The sequence below is a fragment of the Sulfurimonas sp. genome (assembly GCF_023228785.1).
Taxonomy (GTDB): Bacteria; Campylobacterota; Campylobacteria; order Campylobacterales; family Sulfurimonadaceae; genus Sulfurimonas.
Genome location: NZ_JALOAN010000002.1, coordinates 12908 through 32573, shown reverse-complemented (window position 1 = coordinate 32573; position 19666 = coordinate 12908). Strand labels below are relative to the sequence as shown.

General features: G+C 36.4%; 20 protein-coding genes. 9 read left to right on the top strand and 11 right to left on the bottom strand.

Annotated elements, in window-relative coordinates; translation table 11 throughout:
• Nucleotides 1–29: 29 nt before the first annotated feature.
• The 3 genes from M0Q24_RS00680 (at nucleotide 30) to M0Q24_RS00670 (ending at nucleotide 4478) form a co-directional block, all read left to right on the top strand.
• On the top strand, nucleotides 30–3212 hold the full coding sequence (locus tag M0Q24_RS00680; RefSeq protein ID WP_295045758.1) for a bacteriohemerythrin: 3183 nt from the start codon (nucleotides 30–32) through the stop codon (nucleotides 3210–3212).
• Between the two features lie 63 nt (nucleotides 3213–3275).
• The gene (locus M0Q24_RS00675; protein WP_295045756.1) at nucleotides 3276–4142 is read left to right on the top strand and encodes a TIGR01777 family oxidoreductase; all 867 of its coding nucleotides are present in this window, start codon (nucleotides 3276–3278) and stop codon (nucleotides 4140–4142) included.
• Nucleotides 4143–4145: 3 nt separating this feature from the next.
• Nucleotides 4146–4478: a cupin domain-containing protein gene (locus M0Q24_RS00670; RefSeq protein ID WP_295045754.1), complete on the top strand. Its 333-nt coding sequence runs from the start codon at nucleotides 4146–4148 to the stop codon at nucleotides 4476–4478.
• Here the strand turns inward: M0Q24_RS00670 and M0Q24_RS00665 are convergent.
• The 6 genes from M0Q24_RS00665 to M0Q24_RS00640 form a co-directional block, all read right to left on the bottom strand.
• Entirely contained in the window at nucleotides 4441–5307 is an 867-nt protein-coding gene (locus M0Q24_RS00665) for an ATP-binding cassette domain-containing protein (RefSeq protein ID WP_295045751.1), read from the bottom strand. The two genes, M0Q24_RS00670 and M0Q24_RS00665, sit on opposite strands and share 38 nt — an antisense overlap.
• On the bottom strand, nucleotides 5304–5999 hold the full coding sequence (modB, locus tag M0Q24_RS00660; protein ID WP_295045749.1) for a molybdate ABC transporter permease subunit: 696 nt from the start codon (nucleotides 5997–5999) through the stop codon (nucleotides 5304–5306). The genes M0Q24_RS00665 and modB overlap by 4 nt, the downstream gene beginning before the upstream one ends.
• Complete coding sequence (locus M0Q24_RS00655; protein WP_295045746.1) at nucleotides 5993–6394, bottom strand: TOBE domain-containing protein; 402 nt, start codon at nucleotides 6392–6394, stop codon at nucleotides 5993–5995. The genes modB and M0Q24_RS00655 overlap by 7 nt, the downstream gene beginning before the upstream one ends.
• Nucleotides 6391–7128 (bottom strand): molybdate ABC transporter substrate-binding protein, encoded by a 738-nt coding sequence (modA, locus tag M0Q24_RS00650; RefSeq protein WP_295045743.1) that lies wholly within the window; start codon nucleotides 7126–7128, stop codon nucleotides 6391–6393. Before modA ends, M0Q24_RS00655 begins: the two co-directional genes overlap by 4 nt.
• Nucleotides 7129–7568: 440 nt before the next feature.
• Nucleotides 7569–8075: a DUF302 domain-containing protein gene (locus tag M0Q24_RS00645; RefSeq protein WP_295045740.1), complete on the bottom strand. Its 507-nt coding sequence runs from the start codon at nucleotides 8073–8075 to the stop codon at nucleotides 7569–7571.
• A gap of 3 nt (nucleotides 8076–8078) precedes the next feature.
• Nucleotides 8079–9053: an SLAC1 anion channel family protein gene (locus M0Q24_RS00640; protein ID WP_295045737.1), complete on the bottom strand. Its 975-nt coding sequence runs from the start codon at nucleotides 9051–9053 to the stop codon at nucleotides 8079–8081.
• Between the two features lie 165 nt (nucleotides 9054–9218).
• On the opposite strand from M0Q24_RS00640, the gene aguB reads away from it, so the two are divergent.
• From aguB to M0Q24_RS00615, 5 genes are all read left to right on the top strand, one after another.
• Nucleotides 9219–10073, top strand: coding sequence for an N-carbamoylputrescine amidase (gene aguB, locus M0Q24_RS00635; protein ID WP_295045734.1), 855 nt, complete (start codon nucleotides 9219–9221; stop codon nucleotides 10071–10073).
• Between the two features lie 284 nt (nucleotides 10074–10357).
• Entirely contained in the window at nucleotides 10358–11566 is a 1209-nt protein-coding gene (locus tag M0Q24_RS00630) for a TolC family protein (protein ID WP_295045731.1), read from the top strand.
• A complete protein-coding gene (locus M0Q24_RS00625; protein ID WP_295045727.1) occupies nucleotides 11563–12771 on the top strand; it encodes an efflux RND transporter periplasmic adaptor subunit in 1209 nt (402 codons plus the stop codon). The genes M0Q24_RS00630 and M0Q24_RS00625 overlap by 4 nt, the downstream gene beginning before the upstream one ends.
• Nucleotides 12768–13469: an ABC transporter ATP-binding protein gene (locus M0Q24_RS00620; RefSeq protein ID WP_295045724.1), complete on the top strand. Its 702-nt coding sequence runs from the start codon at nucleotides 12768–12770 to the stop codon at nucleotides 13467–13469. Before M0Q24_RS00625 ends, M0Q24_RS00620 begins: the two co-directional genes overlap by 4 nt.
• Entirely contained in the window at nucleotides 13466–14677 is a 1212-nt protein-coding gene (locus M0Q24_RS00615; protein ID WP_295045721.1) for an ABC transporter permease, read from the top strand. The genes M0Q24_RS00620 and M0Q24_RS00615 overlap by 4 nt, the downstream gene beginning before the upstream one ends.
• 2 nt (nucleotides 14678–14679) lie before the next feature.
• Here the strand turns inward: M0Q24_RS00615 and M0Q24_RS00610 are convergent, their stop codons facing one another.
• From M0Q24_RS00610 to M0Q24_RS00590, 5 genes are all read right to left on the bottom strand, one after another.
• On the bottom strand, nucleotides 14680–14826 hold the full coding sequence (locus M0Q24_RS00610; protein WP_295045718.1) for a lmo0937 family membrane protein: 147 nt from the start codon (nucleotides 14824–14826) through the stop codon (nucleotides 14680–14682).
• 72 nt (nucleotides 14827–14898) lie between these two features.
• Nucleotides 14899–15114 carry a DUF3185 family protein gene (locus M0Q24_RS00605; RefSeq protein ID WP_295045715.1) on the bottom strand — a complete coding sequence of 72 codons (216 nt, stop codon included), beginning with the start codon at nucleotides 15112–15114 and terminating at the stop codon, nucleotides 14899–14901.
• A gap of 90 nt (nucleotides 15115–15204) precedes the next feature.
• The gene (locus M0Q24_RS00600; RefSeq protein WP_295045712.1) at nucleotides 15205–16017 is read right to left on the bottom strand and encodes a formate/nitrite transporter family protein; all 813 of its coding nucleotides are present in this window, start codon (nucleotides 16015–16017) and stop codon (nucleotides 15205–15207) included.
• Nucleotides 16018–16068: 51 nt separating this feature from the next.
• Nucleotides 16069–17289, bottom strand: a complete 1221-nt coding sequence (locus tag M0Q24_RS00595) for a dicarboxylate/amino acid:cation symporter (protein WP_295045709.1) — start codon at nucleotides 17287–17289, stop codon at nucleotides 16069–16071.
• Nucleotides 17290–17293: 4 nt separating this feature from the next.
• Nucleotides 17294–17608 (bottom strand): hypothetical protein, encoded by a 315-nt coding sequence (locus M0Q24_RS00590; RefSeq protein WP_295045706.1) that lies wholly within the window; start codon nucleotides 17606–17608, stop codon nucleotides 17294–17296.
• A 638-nt stretch (nucleotides 17609–18246) separates the two neighbouring features.
• On the opposite strand from M0Q24_RS00590, the gene M0Q24_RS00585 reads away from it, so the two are divergent.
• Nucleotides 18247–19623, top strand: a complete 1377-nt coding sequence (locus M0Q24_RS00585) for an FAD-dependent oxidoreductase (RefSeq protein ID WP_295045703.1) — start codon at nucleotides 18247–18249, stop codon at nucleotides 19621–19623.
• Nucleotides 19624–19666: the final 43 nt, after the last annotated feature.

The window sequence follows — 19666 nt, the reverse complement described above, 5'->3', positions numbered from 1 at the left end:
TTAATGACAAGTTTAAAAAAGGAAACTTTATGAAATCAATTGATATTTTTCCTTGGAATGATCACTTTGAAACGGGTGTTGAAACAATAGACACTCAACATAAAAAACTAGTAACTATACTTAATAAATTAGCAACTAATGTAGCCTATGAATCAAATGAAAAAAATCTAGATGCAATATTTGATGAGCTTAAAGACTATACACTTTACCACTTTAAAACAGAAGAAGCTATTTGGGATAAATACTTGCCAAACGCTGTTCTAAACAAAGAACACAAAGAGGTACATCAAAGGTTTGTAGAGACGGTTATGCGTCTTAAGAGTGAACAAGATGTAAAGCCTCTTAGCGTTTTAGCAGATGAAGCACTTGGATTTTTAGCAAAATGGCTAGCATCTCATATCTTAGATACAGATAGACGCATGGCTTATATCGTTTTCGCTGTGCAAGATGGGCTTAGCATAGAAGAAGCAAAAGTTCAAGCAGAAGATAAGATGAGTGGTTCAAGTAGACTTTTTATAGATATAATTCTCTCTATATATAGCACTTTATCCTCAAATACACTAAAGTTGATGCGTGAGTTAAAGTCACATCAAGCCTATGAGAAAAAAGTAGCATATCAAGAAGAATATAGACAACTTCTTATAAATATCTCAACACTATTTATAAATCTACCAATAGAACAAGTAGATTCTACTATACAAAACCTGCTTGAGAAAATGGCCACTTTCGTAGGGGCTGATAGAGCTTATATCTTTGAATATAATGCGCAAAAGCATACATCATCAAATATTTATGAGTGGTGTGGAGATAAAATTTTACCTCAAATAGACAATCTTCAAAACTTTTCCAATGATATGGCTTGGGAACTTACACAAGCACATATGAGTGGAAATATAAAATTAATTGAAGATACTTTAGCTATGCCACAAAGCAAGTTTAAGGATCTTTTAATATCTCAAGATATAAAAAGCCTAGTAACTATTCCTCTGATGCAAAAAGCTGAATGTATAGGTTTTGTAGGGTTTGATGCTGTAAAAAGTAAGCATGAATTTACCCAAGATGAGATAGATATTTTGGACCTCTTTAGTAATACACTTGTAAATATTAGAGGTAGAAAACAAGCAGAAGAAGAGCTCTCAAAAGAAAAAACACTACTTAAAACACTAGTTCAAAACATCCCAGACTTGGTTTGGCTAAAAGATAGAGATGGTATCTATATGGCATGTAACAAACGATTTGAGGATTTTTTTGGTGCAAAAGAAAAAGATATAGTTGGCAAGAGTGATCATGATTTTGTAAATAAAGAACTTGCAGATTTTTTTAGAATTAATGATAATAAAGTGATGAAAACAAATAAAACTTGCATCAATGAAGAGACCATAACCTTTGCAAGTGATGGACATGTAGAACTAGTACAAGCTACAAAAATTCCAATGCACAATAGCGATGGAAGTGTCATGGGAGTGCTTGGGATCTCAAGAGATATAACAGAGCGCCAACATCATGAGAAACACTTAGAATACATAGCACACTATGATGCACTCACAGGGCTTCCAAATCGTATTTTACTCTCAGATCGTATAAATCAAGCACTTAAGCAGTCCAATAGACATAGGTTTTCATTTGCTGTTGTTTATCTAGATCTTGATGGATTTAAAACTATAAATGATACTTTTGGACATGACTATGGAGATAAGTTTTTAGAACTCTTAGCCAAATATATGCAAAAATCTCTCCGTCAAGGTGACACTATAGCTCGTTTGGGTGGAGATGAATTTGTAGTAGTTTTGCTAGATCTTAAAACTCATGAAGATAGTTTGATTATGATAAAGAGACTACTAGAAGCGAGTTCACAAAAAATAATAGTTGATAAGATTGAAATGCAAGTTACTGCAAGCCTAGGTGTGACTTTCTTTGATGCAGGAGATGAGATAGATGCAGATCAACTTCTTCGTCAAGCAGATCAAGCGATGTATCAAGCAAAGATACTTGGCAAAAATCGCTTTCATATCTTTGATGCACTAAAAGATAAAAAAATAAGAACACATCATGAGAGTTTGGATGAGGTACAAAAGGCACTTCTAAATGATGAGTTTGTGCTTTACTATCAACCAAAGGTAAATATGCAAAGTGGAGAAGTCGTTGGAACTGAGGCTTTGATAAGATGGAATCATCCTGAACATGGGATTCTCTCTCCTTCTTTGTTTTTGCCAATAGTTGATGGACATATCTTATCTGTAAGAATTGGAGAGTGGGTACTAGATAGTGCAATGAGACAGATGAGTGAGTGGAAGGACAAAGGGATAGATGTTCCAACTAGTGTAAATGTAGATGCTATGCAACTTCAGCAAAGTGACTTTGTAGAGCAGTTAAAAAATCTTTTAAAAAAGTATCCAAAAGTAGAGCCAAAAGACTTAATTCTTGAAGTTTTAGAGACAAGTGCCTTAGAAGATATAGTTCATATCTCACAAGTTATGCACGCTTGTTTAGACATAGGTATAACATTTTCATTAGATGACTTTGGAACCGGTTACTCATCTCTTACATACCTAAAGAGACTTCCAGCAAAAGAGTTAAAGATAGATAAGAGCTTTGTTTGTGGAATGCTTGAAGATAGTGATGATCTAGCTATTTTAGATGGTGTTATGAGCCTCTCTAGTGCTTTTAGACGTGATGTTATTGCTGAGGGAGTTGAGAGTGTTGAACATGGAGAGATGTTACTTAAACTTGGATGTAAAATAGCGCAAGGATATATTATAGCTCATCCAATGCCACCAGAAAATATAGAAGAGTGGATAAAACACTATGATTCAAATGAGAAGTGGAAAAACACTAGCTCTATCAGCCGAGAAGATCTGCCTCTACTCTATGCTTTAGTCGAACATAGAGCGTGGTTAAGTGGTGTGTTAGCTTATATTAAGGGGATAACTACATCTCTTCCAGAAAGAAACTATCATGAGTGTCGCTTTGGAGAGTGGCTTTATGGCATTGGCATGGAGCACTACAAAGATAGTTCTTCTTTTATAGAAGTTGAAAAGTATCATAAAGAGCTACATGAGAAAACAAATATTCTTGTCAAACAATATAAGCACAACAATTTAGAAGATTTAGAAGTAGCAATAGCTGAGATAAAGAGATTAAGCCACGACTTAACCCTTAGTTTTAAAAGGTTTGAAGCAACAAGGGAAAATAGTTCATTACTAGACATATAAACAAAGCGAAGTCTTATGATATTTGACATATAATCATTCAAAATTCCTAGTTAGGAGAGTGAAATGTCATTTAAAATCAAGATAGCGATTTGTGGTATAAGTGGACTTGTTGGATCTAAGCTCACAGAGATGTTTGAATCTAAATATCATGATGTTATTGGCATAAAAGTAAGAGAAAATACAAAAGTAGAAGATGTAGCAAAACAGATCGAAGCTTGTGATGTTTTGATAAATCTAAGTGGAACTACTATCCTTGCTCGCTGGAGCAAAGAGTACAAGAAGGGGCTTTATAATAGTAGGATAAATACTACTAAAAAACTCGTAGATGCCATGGGTTTGTGTAAGCAAAAACCAAAACTTTTTATCTCTGCATCTGCTATTGGGATCTATGATAGTGAGCTAAAACATGATGAAGATTCGCAAGATCTAGCAAATGATTTTCTAGCCAATATCTGTAAAGATTGGGAAGCCGAGGCAAGAAGGGCATCAGAAATAGGCGTGAGAAATGTTCAAACTAGATTTGGAGTTATCTATGCAAAAGAAGGTGGTGCAATGGCTAAGATGCTTCCACCTTTTAAAATGGGCGTTGGCGGAAAAGTTGGGAGTGGTAAGCAGATAGTCTCTTGGATCCACATAGATGATCTGGTTCGCGCCTATGAGTTTATTATAAAAACTCCAGAGTTAAGCGGTGCTATAAACTTCACAACCAAGCACTCACTCTCAAATAACGAACAGACTAAGATTATGGGAGATGTTTTAGGCAGACCAACTTTTTTCACAGTCCCAGAGTTTGTTCTAAGACTCATCTTTGCAGATGGTGCAACTGTGATGCTTGATTCAAAAGATGTTTATCCTAAAAAACTCTTAGAGAGTGGATTTGAATTTAAGTATCCTTACTTTGAAGATGCACTAAGAGAGATCATAAGTTAAGTTATGATGAAAAAATCAAATATATTCTTAAATATATCATCAGATCTACAAGATGAGATCTTTGAAGATCTCGTAAAAAAAGAGTCTTTTAAACTTCAAAGAATTATCTCACAAGGACATACGACACCAAAAGATGAGTGGTATGATCAAGATGAAGATGAGTGGGTTATGCTTGTGAGTGGCGAGGCTGTTTTGTCATTTTTTGATGATGAAGATGTGCATCTAAAAGCTGGGGATTACATAAATATAAGAGCTCACAAAAGACATAGAGTCTCATGGACAAAGCCAGATGTAGAGACTATCTGGTTGGCACTGCACTCCCAATCATCGGAGTAAATGCTTTTGTGCTTAGCTCTACTGTATCGCCGATAGTAAGGTTTTTTGCTTCATCTTGAGTGATAACAACTTCTACAAGTTGTTGTCCGATGGCAACAATGGCTACATATATCACATCTACTTTTTTTATATCTAAAAGCTCTCCGCTAAATGAGAACTTCTGGCTCCCTGAAGTCTTTAGGAGTATATCTTTTGGCTTACCCTCATTTACGATGACTCCTTGCTCTAGCACGACAACTCTTGAAGCTAGTCTGTAGATCTCGCTTGGATCGTGACTCACCATGATGATAGTAGTTTTGAACTCTTTGTGTAAGGCTAAGATCTCACTTTGTAGTTTTGTCCTCATTTTAGAATCAAGTGCCGATAGAGGCTCATCCATAAGTAGAAGTTTTGGCTCACCCATCATTGCACGGCAAAGTGCAACTCTCTGTTTTTGTCCACCGCTTAGCGTGTTTGGATGTCTGTTTTTTAGCTCACTTAATTCTGTAATGTTAAGAAGATGAGAGGCTAGAGCTTCATCTTTTTTTACATAGAGAAGATTTTGTAAAACGCTCATGTTGTTAAAGAGTGCGTAGTCTTGAAAGACAAATCCGATAGCTCTTTTTTGAGGAGGAAGTGTGGTTTTTTGATCTAGCCAGATCTCATCATCAACGCTGATCACCCCTTGTGCATCTTCAAAGCCTGCAAGTATCCTAAGTAGCGTAGTTTTTCCACTTCCACTAACTCCGCTAAGAGCTAAAAACTCGCCTTGCTCAATGCTAAGATCTATATTAAGAGTCATCTCTTTTTGTGAGCCAAAGAGTTCTTTTTTTATATCTATTTTTATCATCTAAATTGTCCAATGGCTCTGTTTTTTTGGTTAAATATATAGACACTTAGGAGTACCAAAAAGCTGATTATGAGCATGATAGCACTATAGATGTGAGCATTTGTATAGTCCATAATCTCAACCATCTCGTAAATTGCAACTGATGCCACCTTTGTCTCGCCAGGGATACTTCCACCTAGCATCAAAACAACTCCAAATTCTCCAACTGTATGAGCAAAAGAGACTATGATAGCAGTCATAACAGCTGGCTTCATGTTTGGAAGTGCGACTCTAAGAACTGTCTGTGTCTTACTTTTTCCAGCTATATATGAAGCTTCAAGCATATTTTTGTTTATGGAAGCAAATCCGCTTTGGAGGGGCTGAACCATAAAGGGGAGTGAGTAAAAACAGCTTGCAATTACAAGACCGCTAAAGTTAAAGACTAGTTTTATACCAAAATACTCATCAAAAAAAGCACCAACTGGTGAGTTGTGAGAGAGAATGATAAGGATGTAAAAACCTAAGACTGATGGTGGTAAAACTAAAGGAAGTGCAGTAATAGCTTCAAAAATAGGCTTGGTTTTTGAGGTAGTTTGAGAGAGCCACCAAGCAAAGGGTAAACATAGAATAAAGAGTATAAAAGTTGTAAGTCCGGCTAGTTTAAAAGACAAAACAAAAGGAGTTAGCTCTAAAGTGCTTAATGCTTCTAGCATTTTAAGATCTCACTTATAGAGAGTTCACTTGCTTTTATGAAGATCTTTACCGCATCGCCTATTTTTAGGCTCATGCGAGATGAAGAGTTTTTAGTGATAATACTCTCAAAATTTGCATCTCCTACACTTAGTTTTATACTACTAAGAAGCTCGCCATTTTCAACTTCAACTATCTTAGCATCTAGCTGATTTGAATAGCTTACAACTCCACTAAACTCTTTTGCTAGAGCTATGTGAGTTGGCTTTACGCTTAGTTTAACAAGGCTTGAGACTTTTAGAGACTCGTCTAGATCTAAGCTCATCATAGTCAGTTTATGTGATGCAAATTCGAAGTTTACAATGTTTAAGTTCTCTTTTGTTTGGATCTTTGTAACTCTGGCTTGGAATCTGTTCATGGCAGAAGATAGCCGTACTTTTTAAAGATCTCTTTTGCATTATCACTTAGGATAAACTCATAAAAAGCTTTTGTCTCTTCATCCTCTTCTATCATAACTATGCCTTGTTTTATAGGAGTGTAGAGGCTTGGATCTACCTCTATCCAGTTTATATTTTGTTTGTATTTTAGCATGGTTTTTGAGTAAAGAGATGATTTTGCAATAAGCCCTATATCTGCTGCTGTAATAGCAAATGAGACAGTTTGAGAGATAGACTCAGCGAAGATAAGTTTGCTCTTTATATCTTTGTAGATCCCAGCACTTTCAAAAGCTTGCATTGCAGCAGTTCCATAAGGCGCAGTCTTTGGGTTTGCAATGGCGATTTTGTAGATCTCATCGCTCTTTAATAGATCTATGCCTTTAGACATATCTTTTGGATCTTTACTTAAGATCGCTAAAGATCCTAAAGCGTAGATTACAGGAGCATTCTTAGCGATCTTGTCATTATAAAGAGATTGTGGAAACATCATATTTGCAGCCATAAAAAGATGATAAGGCGCGCCATGCTTTATCTGAGCAGTTAATTTTCCGCTACTTCCTAACGTAACCCTAACTTTGGTGTCTTTATGTGTTTTGTTAAACTCAGCTATAAGCTCATCGATAGCATAACTAACATTTGCTGCTACTGCTATGTTTATGGTGCCTGCGCTAAGAAAGGTAGTCCAGAGTGTAAAAATTAAAAGTAGTTTTTTCATGATATTCCTTGAAGCATTATGTATTTAAAGATATAACGAGATATTATCATTTTAAAAAAAAGAAGTCAATAATTGAGTGCTCCAAACAATTATTAAGTTGGATCCTGAATCAAGTTCAGGATGACGGTTTGTTTGTTCAGGATGACAGTTCGTTTGTTCGGGATGCCGGTTCGTTTGTTCAGGATGCCGGCTCGCTTGTTCAGGATGACGGTTTGTTTGTTCAGGATGACAGTTCGTTTGTTCGGGATGCGGTTCGCTTGTTCAGTATGACAGTTTGTTCGTTCAGGATGACGGTTCGTTTGTTCGGGGTGGCGCGCATCCCGTCATTCCGTGCTTGACACGGAATCTAGTTTATAGATCAATCAAAGAGATCAATTGAAAAATACTTTATGAACTTTAGGCAAGGGAGCTAGAAGATAGATCCAACTCCCCTTAGAGGATTAAAATATAGTAAATCTAAAATGAGTGAAGCTTAAAATCTCTTCCATCTCACTTACAACTTTTTGCATGATAAGGCCTTCATCTCGTCCTGAGAAGAGTCTTGCCATCATATAGCCATTGCTTAGTCCTATCATAACGCGTCCATCGCTCTTCTCATAAACAGAGATACTAAGAGGCATATTTGTAGACATAACTTTGCTCTCATCTGCACTCAACATCTCTGAGGCATACTTAGCATTACAAAATTTTATGATTTTTACTTTGCCAGCATCTGCTCCGCCATGAGTTATGATCTCTTGCTGTTGGTCGATGATTTCAGTCACATGCCAACCCTCTTTTGCGTTTAGTCTATCTTCTAAGATTTTTAAAGTTTTTTCAAACTCATAAGGGGATGCTATCTCTTTTAAAAGCACAGAAGGTGCTGCTATTTTTAAAGAGATGCCAACTACAAAGATGCTAAAGACTAAACCTAAAGCGATACCTACAAATAGTGATATTTTATTCATTAATTACTCCTCTGATATACATATTTTTTGAGCTTTAAAAGCTTGAATGGTTCTTAGGGCGACATAACCCACAACTATGGTTAAAAAAGCGATGAGTGATAGAGATGCAAGATATGTAAAAGTAGAGTGATATATATTGTGCATCAAAAGCGTAGCTATTGTTATGGCCGCTAGTGGGAAAGTGTAAGCCCACCAAGAGATAAAAAACATCTTTACATCATACATACGCAACATAAATAAAAGTAGCAAGAGTGTAAAGAGCGCTATAGAGTAGAGAAAAATCGAGAACATATCTATAGAGCCATCAGTGATTTTAAGATAGCTTATAAACCCAACCGCAGGTGGAGCTATAAAGATAAAAAAAGTTGGTATAAGCTTTTTAGCTAGTGGATTATGAAAGATGATTCTGTTCATCATAATAGTAAAAAGTACTATCCAAAAAAACATCCCTAGTGAGAAGAAAAAGAGTGAAACATAGATGGGTGCAGCTTCAACTCCGACAACAGGAACTAAAACATTTCCAACTATGGGGATAAACCATGCAGGGTTGCTATGAACTACTTCTAGGTCGTTGTGGATCCAGTACTTTATAACTAAAAGTGTAAAGAAAAGTTGCAAAGGTGCAGCTATAAACCAAAGTATGATGGATAGAGTTGGTGCAAAGTCATAGTAAGCTATAGAGATAAGTAAAAAACTAACAGAGATGCTAGCCATAAAAGAGCTTTTTATGGGGTGATTTATCTCTTGTTTTACAGCTTTTGGATGAATAGCAATTTTTAACATATAAGAGGTAAAGATGACTAAAAACAAGAGCGTGTCAATAAAAAGTATGAATGCATAAAACCAGTAGGAAAAATCTAAAATATGATACGCTTTAGCAAAAACTATAGCAAATCCTGATAACCCCATGATAATAGCAAACAACTGAACAGGAAAGTATTCGAGTGATCTTACATCCGTACAGATAGAAGTTTGCATCAGATTCCTTTGTTTGTAAATTTTATGGGATTATAATCAATATTTAGTTAAGTTATAATAAATATAAAAATTTAGTTCTATTTAAATACTTAATTGTTGAGTACAAAGAACAAAAGAGTCAAAACTTATAGTAAAATGACACTACTATTTAAGAAGGGAAGAACTATGATAAAAGTCTCAGCTATTCAGATGCAGATGAGTAAAGATATAGAAGCAAATATAAAAAATGCTGAGACACTTGTAAGAGAGTCAAGCAAAAATGGTGCAAAAATCATACTTTTACCAGAGTTGTTTGCATCTTTATACTTTTGTAAAGATATGGATGAGAAGTATTTCTCTTTAGCATCAGAACTTAAAGACAACACTCTTATAGAGAAGTTTGCCACTCTAGCACAAGAGTTAGGCGTTGTTTTGCTTGTTAGTTATTTTGAAAAGAGCGGCGTGGAGTATTTTAACTCTTTGGTTGTAGTGGATGCAGATGGCACGATTATGGATAACTACAGAAAAACTCATATACCTTGTGGACCTGGATATGAAGAGAAGTTTTACTTCAAGCCAGGAGATAGTGGCTTTAAAGTCTATAATACAAGATATGGTAAGCTAGGAGTTGGGATCTGCTGGGATCAGTGGTTTTGTGAGACTGCTAGGGCTTTGGCTCTGATGGGTGCTGAGATCATTTTTTATCCTACTGCTATTGGAAGTGAACCTGAGATTGGGGTTGATTCTAAAGATCATTGGCAAAGGGTTCAGATGGGTCACGCCGCTACAAACACAGTTCCCGTTGTAGCTGCAAACCGCATAGGTGAAGAAGTAGGAGAGAGTTGCACTCTTACATTCTACGGCTCATCTTTTATAACAGACTATACTGGTGCAAAAATCGCCGAAGCATCAAGAGATAAAGAGGAGATAATTTACGCAGAGTTTGACTTAGAGACAATAGCAAAACAAAGAGAGTACTGGGGACTTTTAAGAGATAGACAACCAGCATCTTATAGGGTTTTAGTAGATCAAGATAATTAAAGGCTCTAAACAATTATTAGGTTAGATCCTGAATCAAGTTCAGGATGACAGTTTGTTCGTTTGGGATGACAGTTTGTTCGTTCAGAATGACAGTTTGTTCGTTCAGGATGACAGTTTGTTTGGAATGACAGTCTGTTCGTTGAGGATGACTGTTCGTTTGGAATGACAGTTTGTTTGTTCAGGATGACGCGCGTCCCGTAATTCCGTGCTTGACACGGAATCTAGTTCATAGATTAATCATAGGGTTCAATTAAATATATAATTTTAAAAAGTTAAGGACAAAAATGAAAAATAGTGTTGTTTACTTTATAATATTTCATCTTTTAGCTTTCATATCACTAAGTGCTGATGATAAAGAGCTTCTTTCACAAGAGAAGCAAAATCTTTTGCTTCAAGAGCAAAACAGATATGAGTCAGAGTATGAAAAACTAAGATACAACTGGATAACACCTCTTAATTTAGGAGCTTCTTACGGATATGACAAAGCATATACTGGAGATTATGGCACAAATACAAATGTCTCAGCTTCTATCTCTCAAGATATTTTCCGCTCCGGTGGTATTACATACCAGATAGAGTATGCTGATGCGAAAAAAAGAACAGATGAGATCTCGCTATCAAAAGAGATGGCCTCTATAAATGAACAACTTTTTACTACACTTTTAGATTACAAAAAAACACTCTATCAAAAAGAGCAGAGTGAGTTGATACTAAAAAACAAAGAGATAGAGATCTTTATAAAACGACAACTTTATGATGTGGGCAAGGCTGATATTACAGAGTTAAACAATGCCTTGGTTGCACAAAGTAGTGAATTGAAAAATCTAGTAACACATCAGTATATGCTCGCGAAGTTAAGAGGAGAAGTTTTAAAGTTAAGTGATGTAGATCCAGCTAAATTTTTGCTTCCAACATTTACTCTTATAGAGAGAGACGCCTATCTTGAAAATAATCTAAATCTAAACTATCTCCGCTTTCAAGCAAAAAGTTATGAGTCGCTTTATGGTGTAACAAAGAGCAACTATCTACCTAGCGTTACACTAAATGCAAATGTTGGCTACAGAGAGTACGATTCAAAAAAATATGAAAACAAGTATGATGGCAATTACTATGGTGCGGGGGTTACTCTAAATATTCCTCTTACTTACAATGCAGATGCTACTACGCAAGAAGCAAAAGCTAGTTATTTAAAACAAGCTGCTCAAGTGGCAGATACATATAGGATCACAAAAGCCTCTTACACTCAGTCGATAGAGCTTATAGAGAGTTATCGCAGTTATAACGAGATCACTTCAAAAAATCTCTCTTTGTATGATGAACTTATCGAAGCTATAGAAGCAGGAGTAAATACGGGAGAGAAGACAGGATATGATCTGCAGATTATAAAAAACACAAAAGCGATCGAGAAACTAAATATAAAACTAAGTGAGATAAATATACAAATAGAGTTAGCAAAACTGCATTTTGCACTCAATTTCAAGGATAGAAGATGAGCAATCACAAAACGATAGAAGAGACTCTAAATATAGGTAAAAATAAAAAGAGTGGCTATAAAAAATATATATGGATTTTTGTTTTTTTACTTCTTATTGCAGGAGCTATTTTTTGGTATCTAACATATGGTGCAAAAGAAAAAGAGTTAAACTATCAAACAACTACTTTGGAGAAAAAAACCATCACAACAACTGTATCAGCAACTGGAAATATGGAACCTACAAATACGGTTGATGTAGGTATAGAAGTCTCTGGAACCATAAGTGAGGTATTAGTAGATTATAATGAGCAGGTTAAAAAAGGACAGCTTATGGCACGGCTTGACACGGTAAAACTCTCCTCAAAAGTAACAAGTTACCAAGCCGCACTTGCAAAACTTCAAGCAAATATCGCAGAAGCAACAGCTTCGCTAAACAAAGCTCAAAATGAGTGGAAACGGGTAGAGAAAATGGTTGAGGTAACTAATGGAAACTATCCATCAAAGCAAGAAGTTGATGTCGCATTTACTTCTTATGAGTTAGCTAAGGCTTCCTTGCAAGCCACAAAAGCTGGGCGAGATCAGGCAAGTGCCGAGTTAAAAGCAGCTCAAGATGATCTTAAAAAAGCAGCTATAGTATCTCCTATAAATGGTGTAGTCTTAGATAGAAAGATCGAACCAGGGCAGAGTGTGGCCGCTACTATGACTATACCAGTGCTCTTTAAGATGGCAGAAGATTTGACTAAGATGAAAGTAGTTGTAAGTGTAGATGAAGCAGACATAGCAGATGTAAGAGAGCAACAAAGAGTAAACTTTAATGTAGATGCTTACCCAGAGAAGCTTTTTGAAGGAACTCTTACACAGTTGCGTCTCAACTCTCAAATAGTAAATGGCGTTGTAACTTATGATGCTGTTGTAAATGTAGATAACTCGGAACTTTTTCTAAGACCAGGAATGACAGTAACTGCGCAGATTATTACAGATGTTTTAGAAGATGTTTTAGTTTTGCCAAATGCCGCACTTCGTTTTACTCCACCGCTAGAGGAAAAAAGTAAACATGCTAAAATCAAAAGAGATGCTTCAAAACATCATGTGTGGGTATTGCAAGACAACAAGCCTACTAAAGTTGAAGTTGAGATTGGAAAAACCAATGGAAGCTTAACTGTTATAAAAAAGTCAGAACTTAGTGAAAAAGATCTTGTCTTAATCGGAATAAAAACGCCATGAAAGAGTACATCATAGAGTTGCGTGGAGCTACAAAAACATATGGCGAAAATGAGGCAAAAACATATGCGATGCGAGGTGTTGATTTAAAAGTCAAACGAGGGGAGTTTTTAGCCATCATGGGACCTAGTGGATCTGGCAAATCAACTGCTATGAATATGATAGGTAGCCTTGATACATTAAGTAGTGGAAAGTATTTTTTTGAGGGAGTTGACACAGAGACTCTATCACGAGATCAGCGCGCACTGCTAAGAAGGAACTACATCGGATTTATATTTCAAGGATTTAACCTGCTTGGAAAAACAACAGCTATAGAGAATGTGGAGCTTCCACTTCTCTATCGTGGTTACAATGCGCAAGAGAGACGAGAGATGGCTATGGATGCTTTAAAAAGTGTTGGATTAGAAAAAGTAGCACATCACACTCCTGGTGAGTTATCAGGCGGACAACAGCAGCGAGTTGCCATCGCTCGTGCTATTGCTACAAATCCGCTTATACTCCTAGCAGATGAGCCGACAGGAAATCTTGACACCGCAAAAAGTATAGAGATTATGGAGCTTTTACAATCTTTTAACCGAGAGAAGAAAATCACCATCCTTATGGTGACGCATGAGCTAGAGATGGCTGAGTACGCTTCAAGAAAAGTTCATTTTAGAGATGGTGCTATTGAGTATATTGAAGATGCGGAAGTAGTTTTATGATCTGGAATGCCTTTTTACTAGCTCTTCGTGAGATCCGCAGAAGCGTTATGCGCTCAGCATTAACAATACTTGGAATTGTCATAGGGATCGCTTCTGTTATTGCGATGATAATGCTAGGAGATGCTACAACAGCATATGTTACACAAAGCATCTCTAAGCTTGGGACAAATATGCTTATGGTTTTACCAGGTCAACAAAAACAAGGTCCTCCAAGCATGAACTCTACATCTAGGAGATTTACTCATGGCGATATTGATACACTTAAAAAAGAGATCATTAATGTCCGCGGTGTAGCTCCTGTTGGCTCAAGGCAGATGCAAGCGGTATATGCAAACAAAAACTATGCAACAACTGTTGAGGGAACCAACAACGACTACTTTATAGTCAAAGATTGGGTTTTTGCATCAGGGAGGGATTTTTTACCATCAGAACTTCAAGGTGGAAAAACCGTTTGTGTAATTGGCGAGACAGTTAGAAAAGAGCTCTTTGGAACACTTGATCCTGTAGGAGAACTCATAAGACTTGAGAGTTTCTCATGCGAGGTTATCGGACTGCTAAAATCTAAGGGTGCTGCTATGTTTGGAATGGATCAAGATGCCATCATAATTACACCAATAAGAATGTTTCAAAGACGGATAAGTGGAAATCAAGAGATATCTAGGATTATGATCTCAGCAAATACCGCTTCAGCCATAGAGGGCGTAAAAGCCTCACTTGTCTCGATTTTGCAAGAGAGGCGAAAGATCCAGATTGGTCAAGAGGATGATTTTAATGTCCACGATATGCGTGAGATGGTGCAAACGCTCTCTTCGACCACGAAGTTACTTACCATCTTGCTTGGGGCTGTTGCTGCTATAAGTCTTCTTGTCGGAGGCATTGGTATCATGAACATCATGCTAGTCTCTGTTACAGAGAGAACGCGTGAGATAGGCATACGACTAGCAGTTGGAGCGTTAGAGAGAGAGGTGCTTTTACAGTTCTTGGTTGAGTCTATAGTTCTTGCTTCCATTGGTGGGATCTTAGGTATTATTGTCGGAGTAGGTGCAGGAATTGGAGTTGCACTCTTTTTTGAGTTGCCACTTATCTTTAACATTCCTATTATTTTAATAGCCTTTTTCTTCTCAACAATAGTAGGAGTTGTTTTTGGGTATTTTCCAGCGAGAAAAGCGGCAAGACTAAACCCTATAGATGCCCTAAGGCATGAGTAGGGTTATATTCGTCTACCTCTGATAACACGAAGTAAGATTACTACAAGTGCGATAACTAAAAGGATATGAATAAATCCTCCCAAAGTGTACGAACTGACGAGCCCTAAAAGCCAAAGAATGACTAAAATAATTGCAATTGTTTCGAGCATTTTATTTCTCCAATATATGTGTGAGTTTTTAGAAGCAATGCTCCCAAAACTTAAATTTTGTAAAGACTTATCTTAACTTCTTCGTAAAAGAAAGATGCCGACAATAAAACCCACAGCACCAATGATATAATAAGTCATTACTCTATCTGTATCTGCACCAGTAACAGCTTGTGTTACTTGTGAACCAACAGAGCCGGATAACTGATATCCCCACACCGCAAAACCAATCCCTACGACTATCAAGACAAGTCCAATAATTCTTATGGGGATTCCTAAACCTTTTTCCATGTTAGACTCCTTTATTTTAAAGAGCTGAAATGTTTTAGCATCGCAGATAACACTATTGTACATCAATATTTTATTTTTTAGGTAGAAGAGTTAAGTTAGATCTCTTTTTGCTCCAGTTCTTATGTGAGTGGAATATAGAGTAAGACCAGTAAATGCTAAACCACCTACTAGGTTTCCAAGAACGGTTGGGATCTCATTCCAGATGAGGTAGTCCATGATTGTAAAATCTCCGCCTAAGATCATAGAAAATGGAAATAAAAACATATTTACTATAGAGTGCTCAAAGCCCATAAAAAAGAAGAGCATTATTGGCATCCACATAGCGATGGCTTTACCGCTAACAGTTGTGGATATCATAGCTCCAACTACGCCCATAGAGACCATCCAGTTACAAAGCATTCCACGCATAAAAATAGTAAACCAACCAGAGATCCCATGTTCTTTATAGCCAAGAGTTCTTGCTTCGCCGATAGAGGCTATTTTATCTCCAACTAGATCTGGCTCTATAGAGTAACCATAAGTAAGAACAAAAGAGAGCATAAAAGCCACTAAAAGTGCGCCTGCAAAATTACCTAAAAAAACAAGTCCCCAGTTTCTTAAAACTTGGTTTAGAGTTACTCCTGCTCTTTTGTCTAAAAGAGCTAGAGGAACTAAAACAAAGACTCCAGTAAGAAGATCAAAACCCATAAGGTAGAGCATTATAAAACCAACAGGAAAGAGCATCGCTCCAACAAGAGCTGAACCTGTTGTTATGCCAACTGTAATAGCAAAAGCGGCTGAGAGACCAAGTATAGCTCCTGCCATAAAAGCTCTAATGATGGTATCTTTGGTTGACATATAGACTTTAGACTCTCCAGAGTCCACCATCTTTGTCACAAACTCATAAGGTTGTAGGTAAGACATAAAAATTCCTATATAAAAAATCTCTCTTATTATATGTAAAAAGTGCTGATTTTAAGAAGGTTTTTTCTCAAGTCGGTCAATGATTTTTGTTACAACAAGATCTGAGGTTACATTTAGGGATGTTCTACACATATCTAAAATGCGATCAACTGCTACGATGAGAGCAATATACTCTACTGGAAGATTTAAGTTGTTTAGTATCACAACCATCATTACGATGGAGGCACTTGGAAGTGCGGCAACACCAACACTCAAAGAGACAACTGTGATGCCTAGAAGGATCTGATCTGCTAAAGAGAGTTCCACTCCTGCTAGGTTTGCAATATATAAAACTGCTACGCTAAGATAGGCTGCTGTTCCATCCATGGAGACAGTAGCTCCTAGTGGAAGAACAAATGAGGCTGTTTTTTTACTCACGCCGCCGAGCTCTTCTGATACTCGCATTGAGATAGGAAGTGTTGCGGCTGATGATGCAGTAGAAAATGCCATTATCGAGGCTTCTCTAACATCTGCTAGATAACGATAAGGGTTGATTTTTCCAAAGTATGCTAAAACAGCAGGTAAGGTAGCAACTCCATGAAAAAGAAGTACTCCAACAACCACAAGTATATACTTCCAAAGACCCATAACAACATCAACTCCTTGATCAGCGATAACATAGGAGATAAGGCTAAAAACACCTATGGGTGTCATAAGAATGACCCACTCAGCCATCTTAAGCATTGCCTCTGAGACGGCTGTGAAAAATCTAAGCATAGTCCCTTTTTCTTCAGGCTTTAGATAGAGCGAAGCGACACCAAAGAGTATGGCAAAGATTATAACTTGCATCATAGATCCATTGCTCATAGAGCTAAATATATTGGTTGGGATAAAGCTTAAAATCATAGTCTCAAGAGAAAAAGGTGCAATCGTAGCTGCCTTTGCAAACTCAAGTCCCTCTTTGCTAACTTGCTCACCGATATTAAATATATTCATAGCGATAATGGCTACAAGTGTAGCTAGTGCTGTTGTTAAGAGATAGAGTCCAATGGTCTTAAGCCCAATATTTTTGAGATGATCTAGCGAGCCAAGCCCCAAAATGGCTACGAAAATACTAGCAAAAACAAGAGGTACAACTAACATCTTTAAAAAAGAGATAAAGATAGTACCAACAACCTGCTGTTTTAGGGCAATCTCTGGAAAAAAAATACCAAACAAAACTCCAAGGACAATTCCTAGAAGAACAAGAGTGTTTGTAGTGGAGTATTTTTTTACTTTTGCAATCAAACGCATAGGACTAAAAACACTCAGATCCCTGTTGAGTCAAAACCAATGTTACGCCATCTTCTTTAACCTCAATAAACCGCTCTTTTTTTAACTCATTCATAGCATCTTCTAATGCATCATTTTGTTTGGCATTTAGTTTTACTAAAATATTTTGAACAACATCTTGTTTTGTCATAATTTGACCAACACTGTTGCGCTTTTTAAACCAAGCCATAAACATCTCTTTGACTTCATTTATCGGAACTTTATCTATAACGTTTTTTTTAGGAGGAGACTTTCTTTTTTTTGTATAAGTAGAACTTGAGTTTTTTATAGTTGATTTCATAAATGACCTTAATCTGATAATAAAATTTGTTCTGACATTGTCACATATCTTTACTAAAACAATAGAATATGTGTTTTATAAGTAAACACAACCGCGAACTATAAGAATGCTAACCAATGGCATTCTCCAAGATGCTTCGGGGCTGTTGTTATTCCAACTGTAATAATAAAAGTGGCTGAGAGACTAAGTATAGTTCTATATGTAAAAACTGCTGATTTAAACAACAAAAAGAGTATGACAACTAATATTTATTTTCATAAAAGCCCAGATACAATGAATAAAGAAAATAAAAATAATGATTTAGAGACTTATCATGTTACGAATATACACATAATGTCAATATCTGACAAATTACGACATTCTCTAAAAAAGCTAGTAAATTGTGATAAGTTTATTGTTGATTTGTTTCATATTTTATTTAAAGTTCGTTAAATAGGCACTTTAATATTTTAACATTTAACAACATGTTAATTTTAAAGTATATTTAATAATCAAAACTTATACTTAATATTGAATTAAGATTAGTTTTACTTATATTCTTTTTTCTAATTTAAGTTTCTAATAATCTTAAAGCGTATAGTATTGTCTATATCCTAAAGATTTGGATTTCTTATATCAACCAAGGAGAATGAATGAAAATGAATCGTCGAGAAGCACTTAAACTAGGTGCACTAAGCGTTGCAGCAGCAGCAACAATGGCTACAGTTACAGGATGTAATGAGGGTGCTAAACCAGCATCAGCTTCAAAAGCAGGTAAAAAAGTATGTAAACACAAGATAGTGGTTATCGGTGCTGGTTTTGGTGGCTTAACTGTCGCTAAAGAGTTAAAGAAAAGAGATTCAAGTTTTGATGTTTTAGTAATTGAAAAAAATGAAACTTTTATGTCTTGTCCATTTTCCAATACTTACCTAGGTAAGATAGCTGGAGTTAATCTTGGAACATTGGTACATGACTATGCTCAACCAGTTGAGGCGAATGGTTATGAGATGCTTCATGCAGAAGTAACGAGTATCGATAGATCTGCTAAGCAGATTCACACAACTAAAGGTATAGTTGAGTATGAGATTTTAGTTATGTCTCCAGGTATCGGATACAACTATAAAGGTCAATTTCCAAATTGGAGTGATGAGAAAATCAAGCATATACAGCGTATAGCTCCAGGTGCACTTATTCCAGGAAAAGAACATGTTATTTTAGAACGTCAACTTGTTGATATGGAAGATGGAAATGTTGTTATCACTGTTCCATCGGATGTAAAATACCGTTGTCCACCAGCTCCATTTGAGCGTGCAAGTATGATAGCAGCTTATATGAAAAAAGAGGGTATTGAGGGTAAAGTTATAATCCTAAATGCTACAAATAAAGTATCTAAAGGTGCTGCATTTAAAGAAACATGGAAAGACTTATACGCAGATATAGTTGAGCATATTGACTTTGCTACGATTCAAGATGTTGATCCAGTTTCAAAGACAGTAACATATCATCTTGCAGATGAAATGGAAGATAAAGGATACAAAGTTAAGACAGTTAAATACTCTGTTTTAAACCTTATCCCTAATAATATTTCTAGTCCTGTTGTTGAGATGAGTGGAGTTGAAACTACGACTGATGGCTTTAAAAAAGTTGTTATGAATGGTTGTTCATTCCAAACTAAAACAGATAAAGATGTTTACGCTATTGGTGATGTTGTAGCTCATGGTATCCCACCAAGTGGACAAACTGCTAACTGGACAGGTAAGCAGTGTGCTGATGAAATTGCCCACAGACTACATGGAAAAGCTTTTGAACTAGAAGTTAAGAAAACTCCTGTTAAAGCTGGAAATGTTTGTTACTCTATGGTTAGTGATAATCCAGAAGAGGCTATTATGGTTACTCACGACTTTAGCTGGGATGGGTCTCTTATCAAAGGTGCAGGTCATGTACCTAAAGCTCCAAGTGGTATATACCGTTCAAGTGCGACTGCCAAAGCAACTCGTGACTGGTACGGCGGAATTATGAGAGATTTATTCGCATAAGTCATTTTAAAGCCCCTTCTCTTTTTTAAGAGAGGGTCTTGAT

Bases quoted from the DNA above. Each gene is read 5' to 3' on its own strand.
- M0Q24_RS00670 (WP_295045754.1), top strand. From the start codon at position 4,146: ATGATGAAAAAATCAAATATATTCTTAAATATATCATCAGATCTACAA.
- M0Q24_RS00590 (WP_295045706.1), bottom strand. From the start codon at position 17,608: ATGAAATCAACTATAAAAAACTCAAGTTCTACTTATACAAAAAAAAGA.
- modB (WP_295045749.1), bottom strand. From the start codon at position 5,999: ATGCTAGAAGCATTAAGCACTTTAGAGCTAACTCCTTTTGTTTTGTCT.
- aguB (WP_295045734.1), top strand. From the start codon at position 9,219: ATGATAAAAGTCTCAGCTATTCAGATGCAGATGAGTAAAGATATAGAA.
- M0Q24_RS00585 (WP_295045703.1), top strand. From the start codon at position 18,247: ATGAATCGTCGAGAAGCACTTAAACTAGGTGCACTAAGCGTTGCAGCA.
- M0Q24_RS00655 (WP_295045746.1), bottom strand. From the start codon at position 6,394: ATGAACAGATTCCAAGCCAGAGTTACAAAGATCCAAACAAAAGAGAAC.
- M0Q24_RS00645 (WP_295045740.1), bottom strand. From the start codon at position 8,075: ATGAATAAAATATCACTATTTGTAGGTATCGCTTTAGGTTTAGTCTTT.
- M0Q24_RS00610 (WP_295045718.1), bottom strand. From the start codon at position 14,826: ATGCTCGAAACAATTGCAATTATTTTAGTCATTCTTTGGCTTTTAGGG.
- M0Q24_RS00600 (WP_295045712.1), bottom strand. From the start codon at position 16,017: ATGTCTTACCTACAACCTTATGAGTTTGTGACAAAGATGGTGGACTCT.
- M0Q24_RS00625 (WP_295045727.1), top strand. From the start codon at position 11,563: ATGAGCAATCACAAAACGATAGAAGAGACTCTAAATATAGGTAAAAAT.
- M0Q24_RS00665 (WP_295045751.1), bottom strand. From the start codon at position 5,307: ATGATAAAAATAGATATAAAAAAAGAACTCTTTGGCTCACAAAAAGAG.
- M0Q24_RS00680 (WP_295045758.1), top strand. From the start codon at position 30: ATGAAATCAATTGATATTTTTCCTTGGAATGATCACTTTGAAACGGGT.
- M0Q24_RS00595 (WP_295045709.1), bottom strand. From the start codon at position 17,289: ATGCGTTTGATTGCAAAAGTAAAAAAATACTCCACTACAAACACTCTT.
- M0Q24_RS00630 (WP_295045731.1), top strand. From the start codon at position 10,358: ATGAAAAATAGTGTTGTTTACTTTATAATATTTCATCTTTTAGCTTTC.
- M0Q24_RS00675 (WP_295045756.1), top strand. From the start codon at position 3,276: ATGTCATTTAAAATCAAGATAGCGATTTGTGGTATAAGTGGACTTGTT.
- M0Q24_RS00620 (WP_295045724.1), top strand. From the start codon at position 12,768: ATGAAAGAGTACATCATAGAGTTGCGTGGAGCTACAAAAACATATGGC.
- M0Q24_RS00615 (WP_295045721.1), top strand. From the start codon at position 13,466: ATGATCTGGAATGCCTTTTTACTAGCTCTTCGTGAGATCCGCAGAAGC.
- M0Q24_RS00605 (WP_295045715.1), bottom strand. From the start codon at position 15,114: ATGGAAAAAGGTTTAGGAATCCCCATAAGAATTATTGGACTTGTCTTG.
- M0Q24_RS00640 (WP_295045737.1), bottom strand. From the start codon at position 9,053: ATGCAAACTTCTATCTGTACGGATGTAAGATCACTCGAATACTTTCCT.
- modA (WP_295045743.1), bottom strand. From the start codon at position 7,128: ATGAAAAAACTACTTTTAATTTTTACACTCTGGACTACCTTTCTTAGC.